Raw genomic sequence first — 23,176 nt, 5'->3', positions numbered from 1 at the left:
GCTTTGACGGAAATGCACCCGTGAGCGCGCTGCCTGACGAGCTGAAAACCTTCATCGTCCAGCGACTTGCATGCTTCGACCCGCCCTCGGTGGTGGTGAAGGCGGTCAAGGCTGAGTTCGGCGAGGTGGTCACGCCGCAGCAGGTCGAGGCCTACAACCCGGAGCGCCGGGCCGGCCAGGGCTTGAGCGAGCACTTCCGGGAGCTGTTTCGCGTCACGCGCGAGGCCTTCCTCGAGGACACGGCGTCGATCGGCATCTCGCACCGCGTGACCCGCCTCCGGACGCTCCAACGCCTCGCCGATCGCGCCGAGACGCAGGGCAACATCGCCTTGGCCGCCCAGCTCGTCGTGCAGGCGGCGAAGGAGGTCGGCGACGTCTTCACCAACCGCCAGCGGATCGATGCCAATCACACCGTCCGCAGCCACGAGGACGCTCTCGGCGACCTTGAGTGATCGCGAGCGCGAGATCCGCCAGCGCCTGAAGGACGATTTCGAGCACTACGCGCCGCGCTGCCTGCGCATCCGGACGAAGTCGGGCAAGATCGTCCCGTTCACGCTGAACCGAGCGCAGCGGTACATCCACGAGCGCCTCCAGGAGCAGCTCCGCACGTCGGGGAGCGTCCGGGCGCTGATCCTGAAGGGGCGCCAGCAGGGCGCCTCGACGTACATCGGAGGCCGGTTCTTCTGGCGCACGACCCACAAGCGCGGCGTCCGCACCTTCATCCTGACGCACCAGGACGATTCCACGGCGGCGCTGTTCGAGATGGTCTCGCGCTATCACGAGCACTGCCCCTCGCTCGTGCGCCCGTCTGCCGGCGCGGCGAACGCGAAGGAGCTGCTCTTCGACCGCCTCGACAGCGGCTACAAGGTCGGCACGGCCGGCTCGAAGGCGGTGGGCCGCGGTAACACGCTCCAGCTCTTCCACGGCTCCGAGGTCGGTTTCTGGCCGCACGCGCAGAGCCACGCCTCGGGCATCCTCCAGGCCATCGCCGACGAGCCGGGCACCGAGGTGATCTTGGAGAGCACGGCCAACGGGGTCGGAAACTACTTCCACCAGCAGTGGCGCAAGGCCGAGCGCGGGGAGAGCGAGTTCCAGGCGATCTTCGTGCCGTGGTTCTGGCAGGACGAATACCGGAAGGTGCCGCCCCCCGACTTCACGCTGTCGCCCGATCCGGACGAGCAGGGCGAGTCCGAGGTTGATTACGCGGAGGCCTATGGGCTCGACGCGGAGCAGATGTTCTGGCGCCGGCGGAAGATCGCGGACCTGGGCGAGACCCTGTTCCGGCAGGAATACCCCGCCAACGCGGCCGAGGCTTTCCAGATGGCGAACACGAACGGCCTCATCAGCTCGAAGCTGGTCGTGGCCGCCCGCAAGCGCACGGTGCTGCCATCGGGCCCGCTCGTGTTCGGGTACGATCCGGCGCACCAGGGCGGCGACCGGCACGCGCTGGCCAAGCGCCGCGGCCGCAAGGTGCTCTGGGCCGGCGGCAAGCCCGGCCTGTCGATCCCGGAGAGCGCGAACTACGTCGCTGGCCACATCGACCGGGACGGCCCGATCAAGTGCTTCATTGACGTGACCGGCGGCTACGGCGCGGGCGTCTACGACATCCTGGTGGAGCGCGGGTACGGCCCCGAGGGTCGTAACATCGTCGTGCCGGTGAACTTCGGCGGCGCCCCGCTCCAGCCTGCCCGGGTCTCGCCGACCACGGACGAGGAGCTGCCCGGCCCGCTGAACCGCCGCGCCGAGATCTGGCTGAACTCGCTCGACTGGCTGATGGACCCGGCCGGCGTCGACCTTCCGGATGATGACGAGCTGCAGGCCGATGCCTGCTCGACCGGCTACAGCCACAACAGCCGCGGGTACATCCAGCTCTGGTCGAAGGAGAAGATGCGCTCGATGGGCATCCCCTCGCCGGATCTCTGGGACGCGGTTGCCCTGACCTTCGCCGAGCCGGTGATCGAGGCCAAGCCCCAGAACTGGGGCACGCCGAGCACCGCCTGGATCTCCTGATCCGCAGCACAGGACTTTGCCATGAAGCTCCGATTCCTCGCTCTCGCGGGGGCGCTCGCGCTCGCCTGCGCTGCCCCGGCCGAGGCGCAGCAGGCCCGCGTCTTCTCCGGCTGCGCCGGCCCGGTGCTGACCTCCGGCGACGGTACCGGCTTCGTCGTCGACGCGATCGGCAAGCTCTGCATCACGACCGGCGGCTCGGCTTCGTTCTCGGTCGCTCGGACCAGCGGCATCGGCACCACCGGCGTGCAGGTCTCGGCCGCTGATCCGGCCAACCGACGCACCGTGTCGAACATCGGCTCGGTGGCGTGCGAGATCATGCCGAGCGCGGGCGCCTACGGCACCGGCTACCCGCTGGCCGCCGGGCAGGCCTTCACCTTCGACGACGCTGGCCGGACCAAAGCCGCGATCTTCGTGGCGTGCTCGGCCGCTGGCGGCTCCGTGGCGGTGATGAGCTACTGAGGCGGTCGTGCGCGTTCTTGTTGCCCTCCTGCTGGCGTGTGGCCCTGCCCTGGCGGCGGGCCCCTCCAGCACCCCGCCGAACCTGTCCGCCTATGCGACGCAGGGGGCCCTCTCGGCCGTGCAGGCTCAGATCCCGCAGCCTGCCACGGCGGCCCCTCCGATGGAGCAGCCAGGTGGCGCACCGGGATCGGCCCTGACCTTCCGCCGCGGTGATGCGGTGCAGCCGCGGATCACACGCTCGAAGACGGTCACGCTCGACGCGAGCGGCACGGCGACCTTCGATTGGACCGCGCAGGGCGCGCTCTCGGCTCCGGTGCAGGTCGTGCTCGGCCCGGTCTACGCCGGCACCGGCATCCCGAAGTGCTGGATCACGGCCTCGTCGGCGACCGCCACTTCGATCAAGTGCGTGATTGAGCAGGGCGGAAACCTGACACTCTCCGCGCTGACGGCCGCAGCGACGCTCGGGCTGAACCTCAACGCCACCTCGGCGGCGGGCATGCAGGTCGGCGTCGTGGTGCTGCCGTCGTCGTAAACGCTTTCGCTTGACCCGACGGGCGAACCCCGTCAGAGAGCTATCGCCGCGAGACGTGCGGGCGCTGCCCCGTCTCGTTGTCACCCTCTACAATCTGCAGGATCCTCGATGGCGCGCACCGATGCGGTCAGCGACGACGATCTGCTGCGCCTGATCGACGAGGAGATTGCCGGCGGCATCTCCTTCGAGAACGATCTCACGCTGAACGGCGAGCGTCGCAGTCGCACCAGCTCGACCAAGGGCGACCGCGAGACCGCGCTCGAATACTTCGATGGAGTCGTGCGCGACCTCCCGGCCGAAACGGGCCGGTCCCAGGTCGTGTCCCGCGACGTGTCCGACATCATCGGGACCATGCTGCCCGGCCTGATGCGGGTGTTCGACGGCTCGGACCGGGTCGCTGTCTACAGCCCGGCCCGGCCCGGCGACGAGAAGAGCGCCGACCAGGCCACGGACTACGTGAACCACGTCTGGGCGAACGACTGCGACGGCTACCTGATCCTGCTCACCTGGATCATGGATGCGCTCCAGGTCCGCAACGGCATCGTGAAGGCCTACTGGGACCCGACGCCGGAGACGGAGGCCGAGGAGTTCACCGGTCTCTCCGACGAGCAGCTCGTGATCCTGTTCGACGATCCCGACGTGGAGGTGGTCGGCTACGCCGAGCGGCCGCAGATGGTCCAGGATCCGGCCACGGGCCAGTCCGTGCCGCTGCCGCTGCACGATGTGAAGATCCGCCGCCGCACCTCGTCCGGCCGGCTCGTGATCGAGAACGTGCCGCCCGAGGACTTCGGCATCTCGCGCCGGGGCAAGTCGGTCGATACGGCCCGGTGTGTCTGGCACCGCACGAAGCTGACCCGGTCCGACCTGCTTAAGCAGGGCTACAAGCGCGATCTGGTGTGGTCGCTGCCGGCCTCCGACGGCGCGCCGTCCGAGACGGTCGACCGCGAGCAGGATGCCGGTGTCGGCGCCGAGGGCTCGGGCGCGAACACCGAGATCGACATCGTCGAGGCCTACGTCTTCGCCGACTGCGATGGCGACGGCATCGCGGAGTCCCGGAAGGTCGTCACGGCCGGCGGGGCCGGCGGTCGCAAGCTTCTCAAGAACGAGGAGTGGAGCGACGATCGTCCGTTCGCGGACCTGACCCCGCAGGTGGTCCCGCATCGCTGGATGGGCCGCTCCATCGCCGACGACGTGATGGACCTGATGCGGGTGAAGACCTCGCTCTGGCGCGGCGTCCTCGACAACACGTACGCGCAGAACCGGCCGCAGCGCGAGGCGGTTCAGGACGACATCATCAACCCGGACGAGGTGCTGAACCCGACCTTCGGCGGCGTGATCCGGGTGAAGAAGGCCGGCGCGGTCCGGGACGTCGTCACCCCGCAGATCGCCGACAAGATCCTCGTCGCGATCCAGGCGGTGGACGGCATCGCCCAGCGCCGCACCGGCGTCTCCGGCGCGACCGCCTCGCTCGACGCGACCGCCCTGGAGCCGCAGACGGCCACGGCCGAGCAGCTGGAGCACGATGCCAGCTACGCCCGCGTCGAGCTGATCGCCCGGAACATGGCCAAGCTCGGCGTGAAGAAGCTGTTCTCGAAGATCCTGCGCATCATCGTGCGCAATCAGGACCGGCCGCGGACGATCCGCCTCCGCGACCAGTGGGTGGAGTTCGACCCGCGCGCCTGGAACGCGTCGATGGACGTCGAGGTGAACATCGGCATGGGCACCGGCTCGCGCGAGCGGGACCTGACCATGCTGGCCGGCGTCGCGGCCCGGCAGGAGAAGATCATCCAGACGCTCGGCCCGGACAACCCGGTCGTGACGCCCTCGATGTACGTGAAGACCCTGCACAAGATGGTCGAGGCGTCCGGGCTGAAGGCGCCCGAGACCTACTTCGCCGACGTGTCGGACGAGGACTTCGCGAAGTGGATGGCGAGCCGTCCGCAGCAGCAGGATCCCCGCGCGCAGGCCGAGGTCGCCAAGATCCAGGCCCAGGTGCAGGGCGACCAGCAGAAGATCGCCGCGCAGGTCGAGGGCGACCGCACCCGGGCCGAAGCGCACATCCAGATCGAGCGCGAGCGCATGGTCGCGGAAGGTGATCTGGAGCGCGATCGCGTGAACCGCGACTTCGCCCTGCGCCGCGAGGAGATGAACCTCGAAGCGCAGCTGAAGGGCACCGAGATCCTGGCCGGCATGCACTCGCCGGCGCAGACCGACATTCCGAGGCAGGGATGAGCGATCTCCCCACCGTCTCGCTGCTGATGCTCGATTTCGGGCAGGTCGCGGTGCCGGCCAGCGTCGAGGAGCATGTTCGGCGCTGCTGTCCGAAATCGGGGCTGCTGGCGGAGTACGTCGAGCGACAGGTCTCGCGCGCGCGCACGGCTTACGAGGCCGGCGAGGATATGTCGGCTTTCCGCCCCGAGGAGTGGTCGACCTTCATGGCGCGCTTTCTCCTGCGCTCGACCACGTCGCCCTTCCTGGAGGCGGTGGATCCGGCAGGTTTTCGCGATCTCTGCGCCGAGGGCCTTCTGATCGAAGAGATGCACCCGACCCGGTACCGGTTCGCCGTGACGGAGAAGGGGCAGATCGAGCGGCGTGAGGTGAAGTGGTGAGCGACCGCGATCCCGCGTCCCGCGCGCTGCGTGCGCAGGCCCTCCTCGCCGACGAGACCTTCGTCGAGGCGCTGGGTGAGATCGAGGCCGGTGCCGTCGATGCCCTCGCCCGCGCCAACGTGGCCGACCCGGCCGCGCTGATCGAACACACGGCCCTCATCCAGGCCGTCAGAGCCGTCCGCCGGCACGTCGAGTCCATCGTGACCAACGCCGCGCTGAGCGACCGCCCCGGGCCCTCCTTCGCCTGAGGGCGGGGCCACCCACTCCTGAAAGTTGACCGATGAGCGATGCCAACACCTCGGCCCCGGCCGAGACTGGTGAACTCGACATGTCCGCAGCCGCGGACCTTGTTCCCGACGACGCGTTCGAGCTGGCCGAGGACTCCCCCGAGGAGCACCCCGAGGGCGGCACCGAGCCCGGCGCCAACGAAGAGGCTCCCACCGAGGAAGAGCCGGAGGGCGATCTGCCCCCCGAGCCGACCGAGGAGGAGCCGCCGGCCGAACCCGAACAGCCCGAGCCGACCGCCGAGGGACCGCAGACCGTCGTCATCGACGGCAAGGCGATACCCCTCCAGGAAGTGCAGAACGGCTACCTCCGCCAGGCCGATTACACGCGCAAGACCCAGGAGGTGGCGGCCGAGCGCCAAGCCCTCCAGGCCGAGCGCACCACCGTCACGAACGACCGCCAGCAGCTCGCTTCGATCCTCGACCTCGCCACCGACATCGTGAAGGCCCACCTCCCCCCGGAGCCGGACCCCGCGCTGATCGACACGGACGTGGTCGGCTACATGCAGCAGGATCGCGCCTACAAGGCCGCGATGGCCGAGCTCCAGAAGCTCGCCGACGCACGCAAGACCGCCGATGCCGGCTCCACCAAGGAGCGGGAAGAGGCGGACGAGCAGGCCCAGACGGCGCGCAACGAGGCGCTCGCCACCGAGTATCGGACACTCCAGTCCAAGGTTCCGGAACTCCGGACGCCCGAGGGGCACAAGGCCTTCTTCGCGAGGGCCGAGGCCGCAGGCGCGCACTACGGGCTCAGCCCGCAGGACGTGCAGGGCATCCAGGATCACCGGGCCCTTCTGGTGCTGACCGATGCTGCGAAGTGGCGAGAGCTGCAGGCGAAGAAGCCCGCCGCCGTCCAGCGCGCGCAGGCCGCTCCTCCGATCCGGGCCGCCGCACGGCAGGCCCCGGGCACCCGGAGCGCGGATGCGGTCGCATCGGCCCGGGCTCGGCTCGAGCGCGACGGGTCCATCGAGGCCGCCGCCGACCTCCTCGACGACAGCCTCTTCTCCTGACCCGAGCCGTCCGTTCGCCTGAGGGGCGCCGGCGGATCATCTCTCCGAGGACATCATGACCCAGGTTGCGGGCACCCTCGATACCTACGTCCAGAAGGGCCAGCGCGAGGACCTCCAGGACGCGATCTACAACATCTCCAAGGCCGACACGCCGTTCATCTCGAACATCGGGCGCGGCAAGGCCAAGGCGGTGAAGCACGAGTGGCAGACCGACGCCCTGGCGCCGGCCGACACGACCAACGCGCAGCTGGAAGGCGACGAGTTCTCGTACACCCAGCGCGCCGGCACCATCCGCGTCGGCAACGTCTGCCAGATCAGCCGCAAGCCGATCATCGTCTCGGGCACCGCGGAGGCCGTCGACAAGGCGGGCCGCAAGTCCGAGGTGAAGTACCAGAGCCTGAAGGCCGGTAAGGAGCTGAAGAAGGACGAGGAGGCCATCCTCCTGTCCGGCCAGGCCTCCAACGCCGGCGGGTCGACCTCGAACGGGGGCACCAACACCCCGCGCAAGCTCGGCGGCTTCCCCTCCTGGCTCGTGACGAACGTCTCCCGCGGTGCCGGTGGCGCCAACGGCGGCTTCAATCAGGGCACCGGGCAGGTGGTCGCTCCGACCGCCGGCACGGCGCGGGCCTTCGCCGAGAGCCAGGTGAAGGACATTCAGCAGTCCTGCTACACGGCCGGCGGCAACCCCTCGATGCTGATGATGCCGGTCGCCTACAAGCGCCAGTTCTCGGCCTTCCCGGGCATCGCCCAGCAGCGCCGCGACACCGGCAACAAGGCGGCGACCATCGTGGCGGCCGCGGACGTCTACGTCGGCGACTTCGGTCCGCTGTCCGCGGTGCCGAACCGTCAGTTCGTGGCCAACCGCGTGCTGATGATCGACCCCTCCATGGTGAAGCTCGCGTGGCTGCGCCCGATGCAGGTCGTGAAGCCGGCCCAGACCGGCGACGCCACCAAGCGGATGCTCCTCACGGAGTACACCCTGGAGGTCTCGAACGAGGCCGCCCACGGCACGATCGAGGACCTGACCTGATCCTCGGCTGACAGCCTGACACGACCCTGATCGGGGCGCCCTAACCGGCGCCCCGTTCGCGTTTCTGCCCCCTCGAACCCGGAGGCCAGCGTGGCCGATACCTCGAACCCGAACCCGGCCCCCAAGCCGGCCGACAAGCCCGCCGCCGCCCCGGCGCCCACCGTCACCGTCCTGATGGAGCGCGATTACTGGCCGAAGGGTCCGCGCCCGGCCGACCTGCCGGAGGACCAGGAGTACCGCGTCCGCGCCGGCGAGAGCGCCGAGCTGGGCGTCGACGAGGCGATGGACGTCGTCGAGGCCGGCATCGGCCGCCGCGACCGCGCGAAGGTCGCCTGATGCAGTCCGCCGCGACCTCCGCCGTCGTGGCGGAATCCGACCTCGTGTTCGACGGCGACTGGTGCCTGATCGACCACGATCCGCTGACCGGCAAGCAGGTCTGGGCCCTCGACGAGGGCGGCAAGCTGCGCATCCGTGAGGTGATGCCGGTCGACGAGATCCTCGCCGAGAACGCCGCGCTCCAGGTCGAGAACCTGAACCGGCCGTTCGGCGATATGGCGCTCGTCGCCCGCGTCCCGATGCACATCTGGTCGAACCGGCTGGCGCCGGCGATCGTGCAGCAGGATCGGGCCTACCTGTCCCGCTGGCTCAACGACAGCAACCACGCCCGCTTCCGCACCCGCGCGGGCAGGATCTGAGCCATGGCCGGTTTCGACGACGTCGACGACCTGACCGGCACGCTGGAGGATTACCTTGAGCGCGCCGACCTGCGGTCCCGCATCCCGACCTTCATCCGTCTGGCCGAGGTGCGCCTCGACCGGCGGCTGAACCTCGCGGACAACGAGACCGCTCTGTCGCTGGTGCTCGTCGACGGCGCCGCACCGCTCCCGGACGATTTTCGGGCGTGGCGTTCGGTGACCGGTCCCTGCGGCGAGCAGATCGATTACGTGGCGCCCCACGCCTTCGCGTCATCGTCCCGCGATCCGTGGCCGGTGTCCGGCCGCAGCGGCTTCGCCCAGGGCGCGTTCACGATCCTCGGATCGATCTCGCTCGAAGACATCGTCGACTCCACCGATCCCTGGCAGTTCGGCCTCGACAACGCCTTCATCCGGGTCGCGCCGTGCTTCGGCTCGGTCTCGCTGGTCTACCGCCAGGGCATCCCGCCGCTGTCGGATGCACGACCGTCGAACTGGCTGCTGGCCAAACACCCGGACCTCTACCTCTACGCCGCCCTGCTGGAGGCTGAGCCATTCCTGCGCCGCGACGCCCGTGTCGCGACGTGGCGAGCCATGCTTGAGGCCGCCATGGCCGACCTGACCGCGCTCGACCGCGACGCGCGCTGGGGCCGCTCGCGCATGCGCGCCTCCGAACCGACCCCCTGAGGCGCCCATGGCCGTCGAGATCACGGACTACCCGAGCCTGTCGGCCGCGTTCGAGGACTACCTCGCGCGCACCGACCTGACCGAGTTCCTGCCCTACTTCGTGCGCGTCACCGAGGCGTGGCTGAACCGGCAGCTCCGCACCCGGGAGATGATGGCCACCGCTGGCCTCCTGCCGGTCGCAGGCACGCCCGGGTACACGATCCCGGGCGACTATCTGGAGTGGATCGCGCTCCAGTGGTCCTCGGCCGACCTCTCGCGCGTGCAGATGCTGCGCTACGTCGAGCCAGACAGCCCGGAGTTCCGGCACCGGTTCCGGCCGAACGGCGACCCGCAGTACTTCACCGTGCTCGGTGACCAGGTGCAGACCCGCTCGCTCCAGCCGGGCAAGGTCAGCCTGACCTATTACCGGCAGATCCCGGCGCTCTCCGCCGCCGCGCCGACGAACTGGCTCCTGACCAAGGCGCCGGAGCTGTACCTCTACGGCGTCATGGCCGAGGCCTACCGCTTCCAGAAGGACGAGGCCCGGAACCAGAAGTGGCTCGCCGATGGCATGTCGTTCCTCCAGGCGCTGATGGGCCAGGGCGACTCCCAGAAGACGGGCGGGCGCCCGCGTCGCACGGCCGAGGATCAGGCCGAGGCCACCGCCCGCGACACGCCGAACTAAGCCGTGCCGGACCCGATCAAGCTGGCGCCGTTCGCGCCTGACACGGCCTCGGTCGACGCCGCGGTCTCGGCGGTCGCCACGAACGTCGTGCCGCGCTCCGACGGCTACGGCCCGGTGCTGGCGCCGGTACCGCTGTCGCTGGCCCTGCCGGCGGAGTGCCGCGGCGCGATCGCGGTGTTCTCCCCGACCTACAACTTCCCGATCTACGTGGCCGGCACGTCGAAGGGCCTGTTCGTCTACAAGACGACGGATCAGGCTTGGCACGAGGTGACGAACCCGAGCACCTCCTACAGCGTACCGCCCGGGGACTACTGGTCCTTCGCCGTCTACGGCACCCTGCTGCTCGTCTGCTCGGCCGGCACCCCGGTGCAGAAGGCGACAATCGACGTGCTCCAGGCCGGCACGCAGCCGTTCGCGGACCTCGGTGGCTCCCCGCCCCGGGCCCGGCACATGGGCGTCGTCGGCGACTTCCTCGTGCTGGCCGGCCTGCCGGACACGCCGCAGACGGTGCGCTGGTCGAACAGCGGCAACATCGAGCAGTGGCCGCTCGGTCAGCTCGACCAGACCGGCGACGAGCAGCAGCTCCCCGACGGCGGCGCCGTGACCGGCTTCGCGGGCGGCGAGTACGGCGTGATCTTCCAGGAGCGGGCGATCCGGCGCATGACGCTGAGCCCGGATTCCGGGAACGTGTTCGACTGCTCGGTGCTCGAGGAGAACCGCGGCGCCGTCGCGCCCTGGTGCATCGCCAAGGTCGGCCCGCGCATCTTCTTCCTCGACCGCGACGGCTTCTACGCCCTGGTGATCGGCGGCGGCCCGTCCACGCCGATCGGCGCCGAGCGGGTGAACCGGTTCTTTCAGGGCCGCGTCGATCCGGAGCGGGTCGGCATGACGGTGGCGTTCCGGGACCCGACCGGCGAGCGCATCCTGTTCGCCTACCGGCTCGCGGGCACCGACGCTGCGGACCCGTCCCTGCTGGGCGAGGCCCTGCTGTACGACTGGCTCCTCGACCGCTGGTCGTTCATCAACACCCCGATCCGCTTCGGCATGTCAGCGGCGACGCCGGACACCTCGATCGACAGCATCGAGGGGTCGATCGACGACCCGGCCCAGCCCTCCCTTGATGACCCCATGTATCAGGGCGGCGCCACGCTGCTCGCGGTGATGACGACGGACAACCGCCTCGCCGTGCTCGATGGAGCGCCGCTGGAGGCGGTGGTGCAGACCCCCGACGCGATGCTGGCGCGGCCGAACCGGGCCTTCGTGCGCGGCGTCCGCCTCGACACGGACGCCGACGACTGGCGCGTGACGATGGGCGTGCGCGAGAGCCTCGGCGCCTCGACCCCGATGCGATGGCTCAGCGAGTCCGCGCCGACCGTCGAGCGGTTCGCCCCGGCCCGCGCCTCCGGCCGCTACCACCGTGCCCGGGTGCGGATCCCGGCCGGCACGACCTGGTCCTACGTCTCGGCCATCGAGCCGGACGCGACCGCTGAGGGCTCGCGATGAACGTCCCCGGCCGGAACGAGAAGGACCTGTCCCTCTTCAGCCGCGCGATCGACGACCTCGCGCGCGGCGCCACCAACGCGATCTCGTCGGACACCTTCACCCTGGCCAACGGCGTCTCGCGCACGAAGGTGCCCTGCGAGAATTGCAGCCTCGGCGCCCTGCCGCGCTGGGTCCCGGTCACGGAATCCGCGTCGAAGGCGACGGTGTGGCTGATCTCGGCCGACCGCGGCAGCTTCACCGTCGGTCATGATCTCAACCCGGCGACCGACCGCACCTTCCGCTTCGAGATGCGCCGGGCCTAATGCGCCTCCAGCCTCTGTCGATGCCGCTCGCGCCTGATCTCGCAGAGCGCGTCGAGGCATGTCTGGGCGCCGCCTGCGCGCTGCCCCGCTGCGACCTGACCGTGGCCGGCCTGCTGGCATCCTGCGCGGCGGGCGAGGCGCAGCTCGTCGGCATCTTCGAGGGCGACCGGTTCGTGGCGGCGGGCGTGACGCAGGTCCGCCAGCACCGCGGCGGTCGCCTGTCCTGCTGGGTCCTGTCCCTCGGCGGCCGCGCGGCGGGCCCGTGGGGCGCCGTCATCTCCGCCGTTGAGCGCGGCGCCGCCCGGCTCGGCTGCACCACCGTCGAATTCGTCGGCCGCCGCGGCTGGGCCCGCGTGCTGCCGGATTACACCGCCGCGGCCTGCGACCTCGGCACCCACTTCGTGAAGCGCATCGGGGCCTGACATGGGCGGCGGTACCAAGACCCAGACCACGGTCCAGCAGCAGAACAACGACCCGTGGGCGCCGGCACAGCCCGCGCTCCAGGGCGTGCTCGCCGGCGCGAGCGCGGCGTACAACTCGGGCGTCGGCTCGCAGGTCTACACCGGCCCGCGCTACGCCGGCCTGGGTGACACGTCGCTCGCCGCGCTCGACACGATCGCCGGCAGCGCAAACGCCGGGCAGGGCGCGGCGAAGGCCGGCGACAGCTACCTGACCGGCCTCCTGCAGAACGGCGGCACCACGTCGGGCATCCAGTCCGCGCTCGCCGGCCTCGACAGCATCGGGAAGATCGACACGTCGCGGGTGACGTCGCTCGCCGACCAGATGGCCGATCCGAACAACCTCGCCTACTCGACGGCGCGGGCGCTCACCCGGGGCGACTATAACCTCTCGACCGACGGCTACACCGGCCTGCTCAACGGGCTTTCCGGCCAGACGCAGACGGAGAAGTCGCTGCAGGATGCCGCCGACGGCAAGTTCCTGGGCGGGGCGAACCCCTACCTCGACGCGGTGATCGGCCGGAGCCAGGGTGAGGCGGCCTCGAAGATCGCCCAGCAGATGGGCGCGGCGGGCCGCACCGGCTCGGGCCGGTATGCCGCGACGATCGCCGACTCCCTCGGCGCGATCGGCACGCAGGCGCGGTACACGGACTACGATAACGAGCGCACCCGGCAGATGCAGGCGGCCACGGCGATCGACAGCTCGCGCAACGCCCGCACCAGCCTCCAGCAGGGGCTCTACGGGTCGATCAACAACGCCGAGCAGGCCAACGCCGGCCTCGCCCTCTCCGGAGCCGGGCTCTACAACTCGACAAACACGACGGCGCTCGGCGGCGCGACCGCGCTGGCCGGCATCGACAATCAGAACATCCAGAACGGCATCCAGACCGCCGGGCTGAAGCTGTCGGCCGCGCAGGCGGACCGGGCCGCGGCGCTCCAGGGTCTCGGCATGGTCGGGACGAACATCGACAATCTCCAACGCCCGGGGCTGACCCTGGCCGGTGTCGGCGCCGCCCTCGACGCGGACCGCCAGGCGCAGCTCGACGCCGCGCAGGAGCAGTTCGCCGACCAGCAGGCGTCGCCCTGGAAGCAACTCGGCCTCTACGCCGGTATCGTCGACCCGATCGCGGGCCTCGGCGGCTCCTCGAGCGGCACGTCGGTGCAGAAGATCCCGCAGCCGGGCGTGCTCCAGCAGCTCCTCGGGGGCGGCCTGGCCATCGCCGGCACCGCCTCGAAGTTCATCGGCAAGTAGGAGCGCGTCGTGTCCGCAGGTCTCGCGCCGTTCGGCGCCCTCTCCCCGGCCGACATCGCCCGGCTGATGCAGCAGGCGCGGCCGCAGGTGGATATCACGGCCGACGACGTGCCGGCCGCCATCCCGCCGGGCTTCACCGGCTTCGTGCCCCCGACCGCCCCGACCATGCAGCCGCAGGTCACCGCCGCGGCGCCGGTCGTCGAGCCAGAGGCGCCGGCCCGCGCGCCGCTGCGCATGTTCGGCGCCCTGCCCCCGCAGATGTCGGCGCCCGGCGCCGCGGAGCCGGATCGGTCGCCGCTGCCGAGCCTCGTCGGCTCGCGCGCGCCCGCCCTCCCGGTCAGCGCACCGTCCGTGCCGCGTGGTGATGAGGCGCCGGCCGCCGCTGTGCCGCCGCGCCCGCTGAGTTTTGGCAGCCTGCCGGCGCCCACCGCTCCGGCGACAACCGGGTCGACGACCGCTCCCGCAGCGCCCGCGATGTCCTCCCCCGCAGCGGAGCCGTCGCTCCTCGACCGGATCGGAGATGGACTGCGAAATCTCAACGCGAACGGCGGTGGCGACCTCCTCACCTCGCTCGGGATCGGCCTCATGTCGACGCCCGGCTTTGGTCGCGGCGCGGCGGCCGGGCTGAAGGCCTACCAGGACAACGAAGGGAAGCGGGCAGCCTCGGCACTGGCCCAGGCCGAGTTTGGTCTGAAGGCCCGGAAGGCGCAGCAGGAGCAGGGCGTCCAGAACCTAACCGCTCGCGCCATCATGACGAAGCTCCCCGGCACGTCGGCCGAGGATGCCGTCGCGCTCGCCGGCAACCCCGACTTCGTGAAGAGCTTCCTCTCGGGGAACTACGGCGCGCCGGAGGGCTACGTCCGGACGTCGACCGGCCTAGTGCCGGTGGCAGGCGGCCCGCAGGACCTGGGAACGCTGAAGGCGCGCGCGCAGGCGCAGGCCGAGGGCACCGCGGCCGGGGCGAAGGACGACGTGCAGATCATCACCCGCCCGGACGGGTCGATCGTCGGGGTGAACAAGTCCCGGATCGGGGAAGCCGATGGCCCGGCCGCGCTCACCCCCGTGGCCCCGGCGACGGGCGGCGCCCGGGTATGGGGCACGATCGGCGCCGATGGCCGGATGATCGAGCCGCCGCCCGGTACCCCGGCGGGCACGCCCGGCGCGTACGACGAGAAGGGCATGCCGCACGTCGCCCTGACGCAGGGCACGAACCAGCTCCCGCAGAAGGCCAACGCCGAGCTGGATCAGGCCGCCGTGAAGGCGATCACCGAGAGCCGCGCGAAGGCCGAGGGCGCGATCGGCACCATCGCCGCTATCAACCGCCAGAAGGAGGCGCTCGACCGCGGCATCGTGGCGGGCGCCGGCGCCGACTGGCGGACGCAGGCCCGGGCGATCACGGCGCAGGTCCTGGGCATCCCGGACAGCTACGTGACCAACTCGCAGCTCTTCGACCAAGCCGCGACCCAGAAGAGCGCCGAGCTGGCGAAGGCCATCTCGCAGTCCGGCCACACGACCAACATGGACCTCCAGCTCGGCAAGACCATTTCGTCGGGCGATCGGTCGAGCGTCGAGGCGGCCCTGCGCGCCGGCATCGAGGCGCAGGAGATCCTCGCCAAGAACACGATCGCCCACCACAACGCGAGCGTGGACCGGTTCGCGACGCCGGAGACGGCGCAGCGCGCGGGCTTCTTCAAGGTGGAGCAGCCCGAGATCTACCAGTACCGTCCGGCCGCCCCTGATCGCACGGCGGTCGAGGCCGAGATGCGCCGCCGCGGGATGATGCGCTGATGGATCTCTCGAAGATCTCCGACGACGAGCTGCAGCGCCTCTACCAGAGCGCGCCCGCGCCTCAGGCGACGGCCGGCGCCGCGCCGAAGGCCGACCTCGCCGGCATGTCGGATGCGGACCTGCTGAAGCTGCACCGCGGCTTCTCGGACGCGCCGACGGCGGCCGAGCCCGGTGACGCCTCGGCTGCTGTCGGTCGCGGGCTGATCGACGGCATTCCCGTCGTCGGGCCGTACCTGCTCGCGGGCGCGAACCGCGCCGCCGCCGGCATCCGTGCCCTGAAGAACGACACGCGCTTCTCGGACGAGCTGGCGAACGTCGAGCGCTTCGGTGAGCGCACGGCGGCCGAGCACCCGATCGCGTCGGGGGCGGGCGAGATCGGCGGTGGTGTTGTTGGCGCGCTGCCCCTCATGGCGGCCGCGCCCGCGGCGTTCGGGATCTCCGGCGCCGCGCTGCCCGTACGCATGGCAGCCTCCGCAGTCTCCGGCTCCGGCCTCGGAGCGGCGGATGCGGCGGTCCGGTCCGGTGGCGACCTCGGCGCGATCGAGCAGGGCGCCGCGATCGGCGGCGGTCTCGGCGCGGCCGGCCCGGCGATCGGTGCCGGTGTCGGCCGGGTCGTCCGCGCGATCAAGGGCGGCAATCCCGGCGAGCACCTCCTGCGCGAGGCGACCCACGGCCTCACGGAATCCGAGTTGGCGGCGGCGCAGTCGCTGCGGGATGGCGCGATGAACAGCCCGGGCGGCCCGGTTGCCCTGTCGGTGGATGAGGCGCTGAACGCGGCCACCGGCGGCAAGGCGGTTCGCGCGTCCCAACTCGCCCGGGTGGCGGCGAACTCCGGCGGCGAGGGCAGCCGGATCGCCGGCGAGTTCTACGCGGCCCGTCCGGCGCAGGTCGACAACGCCGGCCGCGCCCTGTTCGACCGCATCGGTGCGGAGCCGGCGAGCCCGACCGGGCTGGGCTTCGACGTGCAGACCGCGGCACGCCAGGGCGTGATGCAGACGCCGGAGGGCACCGCCCTCTCGCAGGCCCGCGCCGCGACCGGGCCCCGGATCACGCCGGAGCAGGCCGGCCGCACCATCCAGGGCGAGCTTCGCGGCGTTGCCGATGGCCTGGAAGCCCGCCGGGCCGCGCAGGCTGACATCGACTATCGCGCCGCGCGGGCCGCTCCGGAGACGGTCGGCATTGAGCGGACGACCACGGTGGAGCGACCGGGCGATCCGATCGTGACGGAGCAGCGGTACAGCCGGCCGCAGTTCGCGGATGGCGCGCCCGCGCCGCTTGGCCCGCCGCCTGGCCGCGCCGATGGCGCCATTCAGGAGGCCGGTCCGGTCAGTCTCGGGCGGTTTATCGCCCAGAACGGCGGCCTGCCGCTCGAGGGCGACGTGCTCGCCACCGACCTGCACAAATTCGGCATCCCCGGCCTCGGCAACGTCGCGCGGCCGGGCGGGAAGTCGATCGACAGCTTCTGGCGCGAGCGGCTGATCGAGGAGGGCTACTTCCGCCCCGACACCGACGGCGGCATGGCACGGGACATCTCGTCCGAGCTGCTGCGCAAGCTCCAGAACGAGCAGCGCGGCGTACCGTCCTACCCGCTCGGTTCCAGCCGAGCGATGGGGTCCGGTCCGACCGCCGGGCAGCTCGGCGACGAATATGCCGCTGCGCTCTCGCAGGCGGAGACCCGGCTGAACGGTGACCTGCGCGCCGCCGGTATCGACCCGGCCAGCGTGCACCCCGATGTCCGGTCGCGGACCCTCGGCGCCCTGATGCGCGGTGAGACCGCCGAGCCCCTCGACGCGTTCGAGCGCACGGTGAACGCGATGCGCGAGCAGCCCGCGCCGCTCGTGAAGACGCCCACCGTGACGGAGGAGATCCCCGACGTCCGCTTCGGACAGGTCGACCCGAGACCCGCGCTCGCCGCGGTGGCGGAGCAGGGCCGCACCGCGAAGGGTGATGTGCGGGGCGCTCTGACGGCGGCCGGCCGCGACCTGCGCGAGCCCGGCGGCGACCTCGACATGAGCGTCGCAGGTCTGCTCCACGCCCGCGAACGCCTCGACTTCAGCATCCGCGCCGCGCAGGACATCGGCGACGCCACGAAGGTTCGCGACCTCCAGGCGACCCGGGCCGCGCTCGACGCGCAGTTGAAGAGCGTGCCGGAGGTGGCGACCGCCGACGCGAACTTCGCCGCCAACTCGGCCCCCCTGGAGCCGTTCACCGGCAACAATCCGCTCGGCCGCGTGGTCCGACGGGACGATCTCACCGGCCGCATGGCGACCCCGGCCGAGCAGGTGCCGGGCATCGTCGGACAGCCGTCCGCGGCGCGCGAGATGCTCGCCCAACCGGCGCCGAACTCGCGCCAGGCGCTGGGCCGCCACTTCGAGACGCAGATCCTCGACCGAGCGACCGGCGCGAACGGCGACCTATCGGCGGACACGCTCCGCGCCGCGATGCGCGAGCACGCCGATGTGCTCGACGCGCTCCCCGAGGTCCGCGACCGGCTATCCCGCCTGACGATGGCGCGCGAGGGCATGTCCCGGATCGAGGCGTCGCCGCTCGGCCAGATCGCGCAGCGTCCCGACGTGGCCGCGGCGACCCGCGCCCTGTTCGCGACGAACCCGGGACCAGGCAGCCATGTCGAGGTGGCGAGCGCGATGCAGGCGCTGGCCCGCAACGACGCCCCGGCAGCCCAGAGCCTCGCCCGGACCTACCTGGAGACGGTGTTCAACGAAGCGACGCAGCAGTCGAAGGGGGTCGCGTCGCAGTATGGCGGCGCCGGGTTCGCCTCGGCGATCCGGGGCAACGCGCAGCAGCGCCACAACCTCGAAGCCGTGATCCGCGCGCTGCCCGAGGGCGAGACGCGCTGGGGCGGGCTCGACCGGCTCCTGACGACCCTGGAGGCGACCGGCTACCGGCCGACGAAGGGGTCGGACACCGCGTTCAACCACGCGATCCAGAAGGAATTCCAGTCCGGCAAGACGCACGTCGGGCAGGCGGTCTCGGATGCAGTCACCGGCATGGTGGCGGGTGCGGCGGCCGGCGGCTTTAAGGGCGGCATCGCCGGTCTAGCGGTTGGCGCGAAGCACGGGATCGGCGACGCGATGATGCGCGCGCGGATGCTGAACTCGGGCGAGGCTGTCGCGCGGCTGATGTTCGACCCGAAGGCGCTCCCGGACCTGCGGGCGCTGGCGAAGTCGGCTCCGGGCAGCAAGAACGCGGAGCTGTTCACGCACCGCCTCCTGACGCTCGCGAATGGCGGATCTGGTCAACTCCGGCAGTCAGCGGCGGCGCGGTAGCGGCGGCCTCATCCTGCCGGCGGCGTCGCGTGGCCAGAGGCCGTAGATGCCACACAGAGCGAAGAAGCCGACGATCAGAAGCAGCGAGCCGGCATCACCAAAGGTGCCGGTGAGCCAACCGTTGAACGTTGGGACGGTCGCATACAGCACCGCCCGCACGGCGAGCATGATCCCGACGAACAGGACGAGTGCGAGGATGATGCGAGCCCAGCGTGGCATGTTCCTCACCGGCACCGAATGTACTGCATGGACGCACGCGCGCCCGTGACGGTCTCGAACAGGATCCCGCCTCGCCGAAGCTCGAAATCGACAGTGATGGTCGACACCTTGTCGTCGGTGGTCCGCGCCGCTCGTGCGCCAAGTGCCTTGATGAAGCGCCCGCTGGTAGTGCCGCTGACCGTCTCTGGGCTGATCCGTACCCATGATCGGTCAGACGGAGCATTCGCCGGTGAACGCCGCAACAGATCGCACGTGATAGGCGACTCAGCCCAAAGGCCGAGGAGCGCAGGCGGGAAGCCTCCACGTTGCGCCGCAGCCGGCGAAGCGGACGCGAGCGGAGCCGCAATGAGCAGGATCTGAAGCCAGCGGGGCATACCGCTACGGTAGCATGCTCCGTGGTCCGGGTCAGCGCTCGGCCAACTCTCGACTCGCCATTCTCACATGTCGCCCTTGATCCATTGCCTCCGGCCTTCAGTCGGCCCCGGCATCCATGTAAATGTTACCGTCTCACTCAACCTGGGAAATTTGATAATTCCGAACACATCCACATCATAACTGGCCTGCATTTTGACCGCCGCACGCTGCATCTTGGAGCCTCCAAAACTAATTGTTCCTTTATTGCAGAATATATTTGCAACTCCCCCTGGCGGCAAAAGGGGCTTGTTAGCTCTTGTTACAATAGTCCCATTGGTGAGTTCGCTATTTCCCTCATATGTTGCCCTTACAATTTGACAGGCCCAATTAATGTTTGTAATATTGAATATGTGACTGCTATTTGTAAGTGAAAACGGATAGTAAAATGGATCTGCCGGATCGGAGACGGGCGACGTTATTACTGCAGCAGTTTCGTAATATCGGTCATAGACAAGATAGCTAACAGACAATAAAGTGAAGCCTCGGAACAGCCATGCCATTGAGGCTTCGAACCAGCGCGATGAATGGGACTTCTTGGGCGGGTTTGATGGTGGGGGTGGGTGTCGCTCTGGCGGTCCTGCTGGCGGCATACCGCTCGGCCCATCAAGAGTCGCTTTTTGCTCCGCAGCCTGGGGTGTCTCACTCGACCCCGTGATTGGCGCAGGACCTGTTCCGCCGCTTCCGCTTGACATATGCTCTCGTCATTCTTGGTAGCTTCGCAACTCCAAGATGACCGGGCCGGGTAGCTTGAGCAAGCGCCCGGCCCACCCCTTGACCCGACGGGCGAACCGCGGGAATAAGCCACCGTCCGCAGCGCTGCGCGCCGGACCCTGAAAGCCGCTCCGCAAGGGCGGCTTTTGTCGTTTCAGGACCTCCCGACATGCCGACCGACCCGCGCGTCGCCGCTGTGATCGCCGCAGCGGCGCAGGGCAGTGGCCTGGACCAGCGCTATCCCGGCTTCATGGAGCGGATGGCGCAGGTCGAGAGCAGCGGGGATCCCGGCGCCTCGAACCCATCCGGCGCGGCGGGCCTGTATCAGTTCATGCCGAAGACGGCGGCAGCCTACGGGCTCGCCGACCCGTACGACCCGGATGCCTCGGCGCAGGCAGCGGCCCGGCTGACCCTCGACAACGCCGCCTCGCTGAAGCGCGCGCTCGGACGAGAGCCGACGCAGGGCGAGCTCTACCTCGCGCACCAGCAGGGGGCCGGTGGCGCCTCGAAGCTGCTCGCGAACCCGGATGCGCCCGCGGCCGACCTCGTCGGCGCAAAGGCCGTCACCGGCAACGGCGGCACGGCCGGAATGAGCGCGAGGGACTTCGCCGGCTTGTGGATGAGCAAGTTCGACGGCGGCGGCCGCACCATGACGATGCCGGGCGGCGGGGCGATCCGCGGCGCCTTCGGCCTCTCCGGACCGGTCGCGGCCGGCACCGCAGGCTCGGTGACGCCGGCCGGCGGCGCCGCCATGCAGTCGCCCGAGGCGGATCGCACCCTCCAGGTCGCCTCGCTGCTCCGGACGCTCACCGCCGCCGATGCGCCCGCGGCTTCGCCGGTCGCGCAGGCCGCCGCGGCGCCCGCGCAGGCGCCAGTGCAGATGCACCCGGCCCGCCGGCAGGCCCCCGCCTTCGACGCGCAGCGCTTCTTCGCGCTGCTGCCCGGCGCCACGACCCGCTAACCCGAGGACGGCTCTATGCCCGGCGCCATCAACTGGGACGTCGCGCCCTCGGGCAACGACGTCTCGGATCCCCCCATCATCTTCAACGAGGGGCAGCCGGCCAAGACCATCAACGACGCCATGCGCGCGCTGATGGCGTCCATGAAGCTCTGGATGCTCGACAACGCGGGCGTGAACCAGGCCTACGGCTCGGACGCGTACACGGTGATCACCCGACAGGGCGTGTCGGCCAAGGTCGCAGCCCAGGCGCACACCCTCAAGTTCCGGACCACGACGACCAATCTCAACCCGTGCACGCTGTGTGCGGACGGGAACACGCCGAAGCCCTGGCTACGCTGGGATGGGACGCAGTTCGGCCCGGGCGATATCGGGCAGAACGTCGTCTGGTCGGTGGTCTACGATCCAGACGCGCAGGTCTACCGGACCCTGTCGCCGACCACCGAGCAGGCTGGGGCGATCAAGGCCTTCGGCGGCCCCAACGCGCCGTCCGGATGGGAGATCTGCGACGGTCGGCCGGTCTCGCGCACCAGTTACGCCGCCCTGCTCGCCGCGATCAGCACGTTCTGGGGCAACGGCGACGGCTTCACGACCTTCAACCTGCCGGATCTGCGCGGCCGCTCGCTGTTCGGCGCGAACCGCGGGCTTAACTTGCTCTCGGGCGCAGGCGGCCTCGTCGGTTCGCTCGGCTACCTCGGCGGCGGTGAGGTGGTGGCGATGCTGCCGAACCAGATGCCGCGCCACATGCACACCTCGACCATGTCGCCGGCCGGCTTCTTCCAGCCGAACATCCAGAGCGCCGGCAGCCACAACCACGGCGGCACCAACATCGACGGCGCTCACGACCACACCGGCTCGACCAACGTGACGGGGAACCACGCCCACGTCGGCACGACCGACATCAGCGGCGACCACGCCCACGTCGTGCAGTACGGCTACGGCCTGGTGAGCACCGCGACGCCGAACAACGCGCAGGTCGTCACCGGCATCAACCTGGGTTCGCAGGGCAACGGCCAGACCACCCAGAGCGGCCCGCACGTCCACACATTCACGACCGTCGCGACCGGCAACCACGCGCACAGCTTCGGCACCGATCCCGGCGGCACGCACAGCCACGGCATCCAGCTCGACGGTAGCCACGTCCACACGATCGATCCGACGCCGAACCACACCCACACGCTGGTGATCGACACGGCCGGCTCGGGCGACCCGCACCCGAACGTGCCGCCGGGCGCCGTGGTGACCTGGGCCATCAAGACCTGAGGACCCGATGAGCGCTTTCGACTGGTCCACCAACGCGGGGCTCAACGCCATCGCGGACAAAGCCATGCCCGTCCCGGACGGCGTGTCGGCCCGCGTATACGCGAGCTTGGTGCGCGGGCTGATGGCCGGCGTGGCGCAGCTCATCGCCGACACCTCGGGCGCGCTCGTCTCGGTCGGGCTCGGCGACCTCTACGCGGTGAACACTTTCTCCGGACTGAAGCCGAAGCCCGGGACGATGATCGCCTTCTGGGCCCATCGGACCAACGAGGCCGAGCCGTCCCTGATGGTCGACGGCTACGGGCCGGTCGCGTTCCTGTCGGCCGACGGCAACGAGCTCGCGCCCGGCGCCGTCGTCCAGGGCCAGCTCCAGATGGTCGTCTGGGACGAGGCCGTGTCGCCGGAGAAACCGGCGTGGCGCAAGATCAACCCGGCCGCGACCGACCTGCAGGTGCTGAACGCCCAGACCGCGCTCGAAGCGCTGGCCGCCTTCCTGCCGAAGGAGGCGCCCGACGGCGCCGGCAAGCTCTGGTACTCGAACGGCTCGTTCCAGGTCACCACCGGGGCGCAGTCGTGAGCGTCTTCGACTGGTCGACTCGGCCTGCCGCCAACGCGGTCTCGGATGCCGGCGTGCCGGCGCTCGACGGCGCCTCCGCTCGTGAGCTGCCGGGCCTCGTCCGCGACCTCATGGCGGCCGTCGCCGGCTACATCGGCGACCAGGGCGGCGCGATCCGTACCGGCGGCATGTTCAACGCCTACGTGGCTCGCACCAGCTCCGGTGTCCGCGCGATCCGACCCGGCGTCGCCGTCCTCGTCCAGGTCGACCGCGACAACACCGACGACCCGACGCTGAACGTCGACGGCACCGGTGCCCGGCCCTGGCTCGACATGGACGGCACCCCGCCGCCGTACGGGGCCGTGCGGGCCGGCGCCTTCTACCTCGCCATCGCGTCCGGCCCGGGCTGGGTCAGCGACTTCGGCGGCATCGCGCGCAGCGATGCCGAGGATGCGGCGATCACCGCGGCCTTGGTTTTCGGCGGGATCTGA

At 70.5% G+C, this 23,176-nt stretch carries 25 protein-coding genes; 23 read left to right on the top strand and 2 right to left on the bottom strand.

Annotated elements, in window-relative coordinates; all coding sequences use genetic code 11:
* Positions 1-20: 20 nt before the first annotated feature.
* From MOTC310_RS11825 to MOTC310_RS11735, 19 genes are all read left to right on the top strand, one after another.
* Positions 21-452 carry a DUF2280 domain-containing protein gene (locus tag MOTC310_RS11825; RefSeq protein WP_331301885.1) on the top strand — a complete coding sequence of 144 codons (432 nt, stop codon included), beginning with the start codon at positions 21-23 and terminating at the stop codon, positions 450-452.
* A complete protein-coding gene (locus MOTC310_RS11820) occupies positions 445-2,010 on the top strand; it encodes a terminase large subunit (RefSeq protein ID WP_331301884.1) in 1,566 nt (521 codons plus the stop codon). Before MOTC310_RS11825 ends, MOTC310_RS11820 begins: the two co-directional genes overlap by 8 nt.
* A 21-nt stretch (positions 2,011-2,031) precedes the next feature.
* On the top strand, positions 2,032-2,469 hold the full coding sequence (locus MOTC310_RS11815; protein WP_331301883.1) for a hypothetical protein: 438 nt from the start codon (positions 2,032-2,034) through the stop codon (positions 2,467-2,469).
* Between the two features lie 7 nt (positions 2,470-2,476).
* Entirely contained in the window at positions 2,477-3,001 is a 525-nt protein-coding gene (locus tag MOTC310_RS11810) for a hypothetical protein (protein WP_331301882.1), read from the top strand.
* A 108-nt stretch (positions 3,002-3,109) separates the two neighbouring features.
* On the top strand, positions 3,110-5,233 hold the full coding sequence (locus MOTC310_RS11805) for a portal protein (protein WP_331301881.1): 2,124 nt from the start codon (positions 3,110-3,112) through the stop codon (positions 5,231-5,233).
* Entirely contained in the window at positions 5,230-5,610 is a 381-nt protein-coding gene (locus MOTC310_RS11800) for a hypothetical protein (protein ID WP_331301880.1), read from the top strand. The genes MOTC310_RS11805 and MOTC310_RS11800 overlap by 4 nt, the downstream gene beginning before the upstream one ends.
* A complete protein-coding gene (locus MOTC310_RS11795) occupies positions 5,607-5,858 on the top strand; it encodes a hypothetical protein (RefSeq protein WP_043387897.1) in 252 nt (83 codons plus the stop codon). The genes MOTC310_RS11800 and MOTC310_RS11795 overlap by 4 nt, the downstream gene beginning before the upstream one ends.
* 32 nt (positions 5,859-5,890) lie before the next feature.
* Positions 5,891-6,904: a hypothetical protein gene (locus MOTC310_RS11790; RefSeq protein ID WP_331301879.1), complete on the top strand. Its 1,014-nt coding sequence runs from the start codon at positions 5,891-5,893 to the stop codon at positions 6,902-6,904.
* Positions 6,905-6,959: 55 nt separating this feature from the next.
* A complete protein-coding gene (locus tag MOTC310_RS11785; protein ID WP_331301878.1) occupies positions 6,960-7,934 on the top strand; it encodes a DUF5309 domain-containing protein in 975 nt (324 codons plus the stop codon).
* A 90-nt stretch (positions 7,935-8,024) separates the two neighbouring features.
* Positions 8,025-8,270 (top strand): hypothetical protein, encoded by a 246-nt coding sequence (locus MOTC310_RS11780; RefSeq protein WP_331301877.1) that lies wholly within the window; start codon positions 8,025-8,027, stop codon positions 8,268-8,270.
* Positions 8,270-8,629, top strand: a complete 360-nt coding sequence (locus MOTC310_RS11775; RefSeq protein ID WP_043387901.1) for a hypothetical protein — start codon at positions 8,270-8,272, stop codon at positions 8,627-8,629. Before MOTC310_RS11780 ends, MOTC310_RS11775 begins: the two co-directional genes overlap by 1 nt.
* Positions 8,630-8,632: 3 nt before the next feature.
* Positions 8,633-9,313, top strand: coding sequence for a phage adaptor protein (locus tag MOTC310_RS11770; protein WP_331301876.1), 681 nt, complete (start codon positions 8,633-8,635; stop codon positions 9,311-9,313).
* A gap of 7 nt (positions 9,314-9,320) precedes the next feature.
* Positions 9,321-9,977: a phage adaptor protein gene (locus MOTC310_RS11765; RefSeq protein WP_331301875.1), complete on the top strand. Its 657-nt coding sequence runs from the start codon at positions 9,321-9,323 to the stop codon at positions 9,975-9,977.
* Between the two features lie 3 nt (positions 9,978-9,980).
* Positions 9,981-11,480, top strand: a complete 1,500-nt coding sequence (locus MOTC310_RS11760; protein WP_331301874.1) for a hypothetical protein — start codon at positions 9,981-9,983, stop codon at positions 11,478-11,480.
* A complete protein-coding gene (locus tag MOTC310_RS11755; RefSeq protein WP_331301873.1) occupies positions 11,477-11,782 on the top strand; it encodes a hypothetical protein in 306 nt (101 codons plus the stop codon). Before MOTC310_RS11760 ends, MOTC310_RS11755 begins: the two co-directional genes overlap by 4 nt.
* A complete protein-coding gene (locus MOTC310_RS11750; RefSeq protein WP_331301872.1) occupies positions 11,782-12,204 on the top strand; it encodes a hypothetical protein in 423 nt (140 codons plus the stop codon). Before MOTC310_RS11755 ends, MOTC310_RS11750 begins: the two co-directional genes overlap by 1 nt.
* 1 nt (position 12,205) lies before the next feature.
* Positions 12,206-13,492 (top strand): hypothetical protein, encoded by a 1,287-nt coding sequence (locus MOTC310_RS11745; protein ID WP_331301871.1) that lies wholly within the window; start codon positions 12,206-12,208, stop codon positions 13,490-13,492.
* Positions 13,493-13,501: 9 nt separating this feature from the next.
* Positions 13,502-15,280 carry a hypothetical protein gene (locus MOTC310_RS11740; RefSeq protein ID WP_331301870.1) on the top strand — a complete coding sequence of 593 codons (1,779 nt, stop codon included), beginning with the start codon at positions 13,502-13,504 and terminating at the stop codon, positions 15,278-15,280.
* Entirely contained in the window at positions 15,280-18,567 is a 3,288-nt protein-coding gene (locus MOTC310_RS11735; RefSeq protein ID WP_331301869.1) for a hypothetical protein, read from the top strand. Before MOTC310_RS11740 ends, MOTC310_RS11735 begins: the two co-directional genes overlap by 1 nt.
* On the opposite strand, the gene MOTC310_RS11730 is transcribed toward MOTC310_RS11735, so the two are convergent.
* On the bottom strand, positions 18,550-18,786 hold the full coding sequence (locus MOTC310_RS11730; protein WP_331301868.1) for a hypothetical protein: 237 nt from the start codon (positions 18,784-18,786) through the stop codon (positions 18,550-18,552). The genes MOTC310_RS11735 and MOTC310_RS11730 overlap by 18 nt on opposite strands.
* 437 nt (positions 18,787-19,223) lie before the next feature.
* On the bottom strand, positions 19,224-19,700 hold the full coding sequence (locus MOTC310_RS11725) for a hypothetical protein (protein WP_331301867.1): 477 nt from the start codon (positions 19,698-19,700) through the stop codon (positions 19,224-19,226).
* 380 nt (positions 19,701-20,080) lie between these two features.
* Between MOTC310_RS11725 and MOTC310_RS11720 the strand changes: the two genes are divergently transcribed.
* Genes MOTC310_RS11720 through MOTC310_RS11705 form a run of 4 tightly spaced genes read left to right on the top strand, consistent with a single transcriptional unit; the run spans position 20,081 to position 23,176 of the window.
* Entirely contained in the window at positions 20,081-20,872 is a 792-nt protein-coding gene (locus MOTC310_RS11720; protein ID WP_331301866.1) for a transglycosylase SLT domain-containing protein, read from the top strand.
* A gap of 15 nt (positions 20,873-20,887) precedes the next feature.
* Positions 20,888-22,132 (top strand): phage tail protein, encoded by a 1,245-nt coding sequence (locus MOTC310_RS11715; RefSeq protein WP_331301865.1) that lies wholly within the window; start codon positions 20,888-20,890, stop codon positions 22,130-22,132.
* 7 nt (positions 22,133-22,139) lie between these two features.
* Positions 22,140-22,706, top strand: a complete 567-nt coding sequence (locus MOTC310_RS11710; protein ID WP_331301864.1) for a hypothetical protein — start codon at positions 22,140-22,142, stop codon at positions 22,704-22,706.
* Entirely contained in the window at positions 22,703-23,176 is a 474-nt protein-coding gene (locus MOTC310_RS11705; RefSeq protein WP_331301863.1) for a hypothetical protein, read from the top strand. The genes MOTC310_RS11710 and MOTC310_RS11705 overlap by 4 nt, the downstream gene beginning before the upstream one ends.

Origin of the sequence: Methylobacterium oryzae (assembly GCF_036441375.1) — a bacterium.
Classification (GTDB): Bacteria; Pseudomonadota; Alphaproteobacteria; order Rhizobiales; family Beijerinckiaceae; genus Methylobacterium; species Methylobacterium oryzae_A.
The sequence above is the reverse complement of the archived record's forward strand: the minus strand, read 5'-3'. Positions and strand labels throughout refer to the sequence as shown.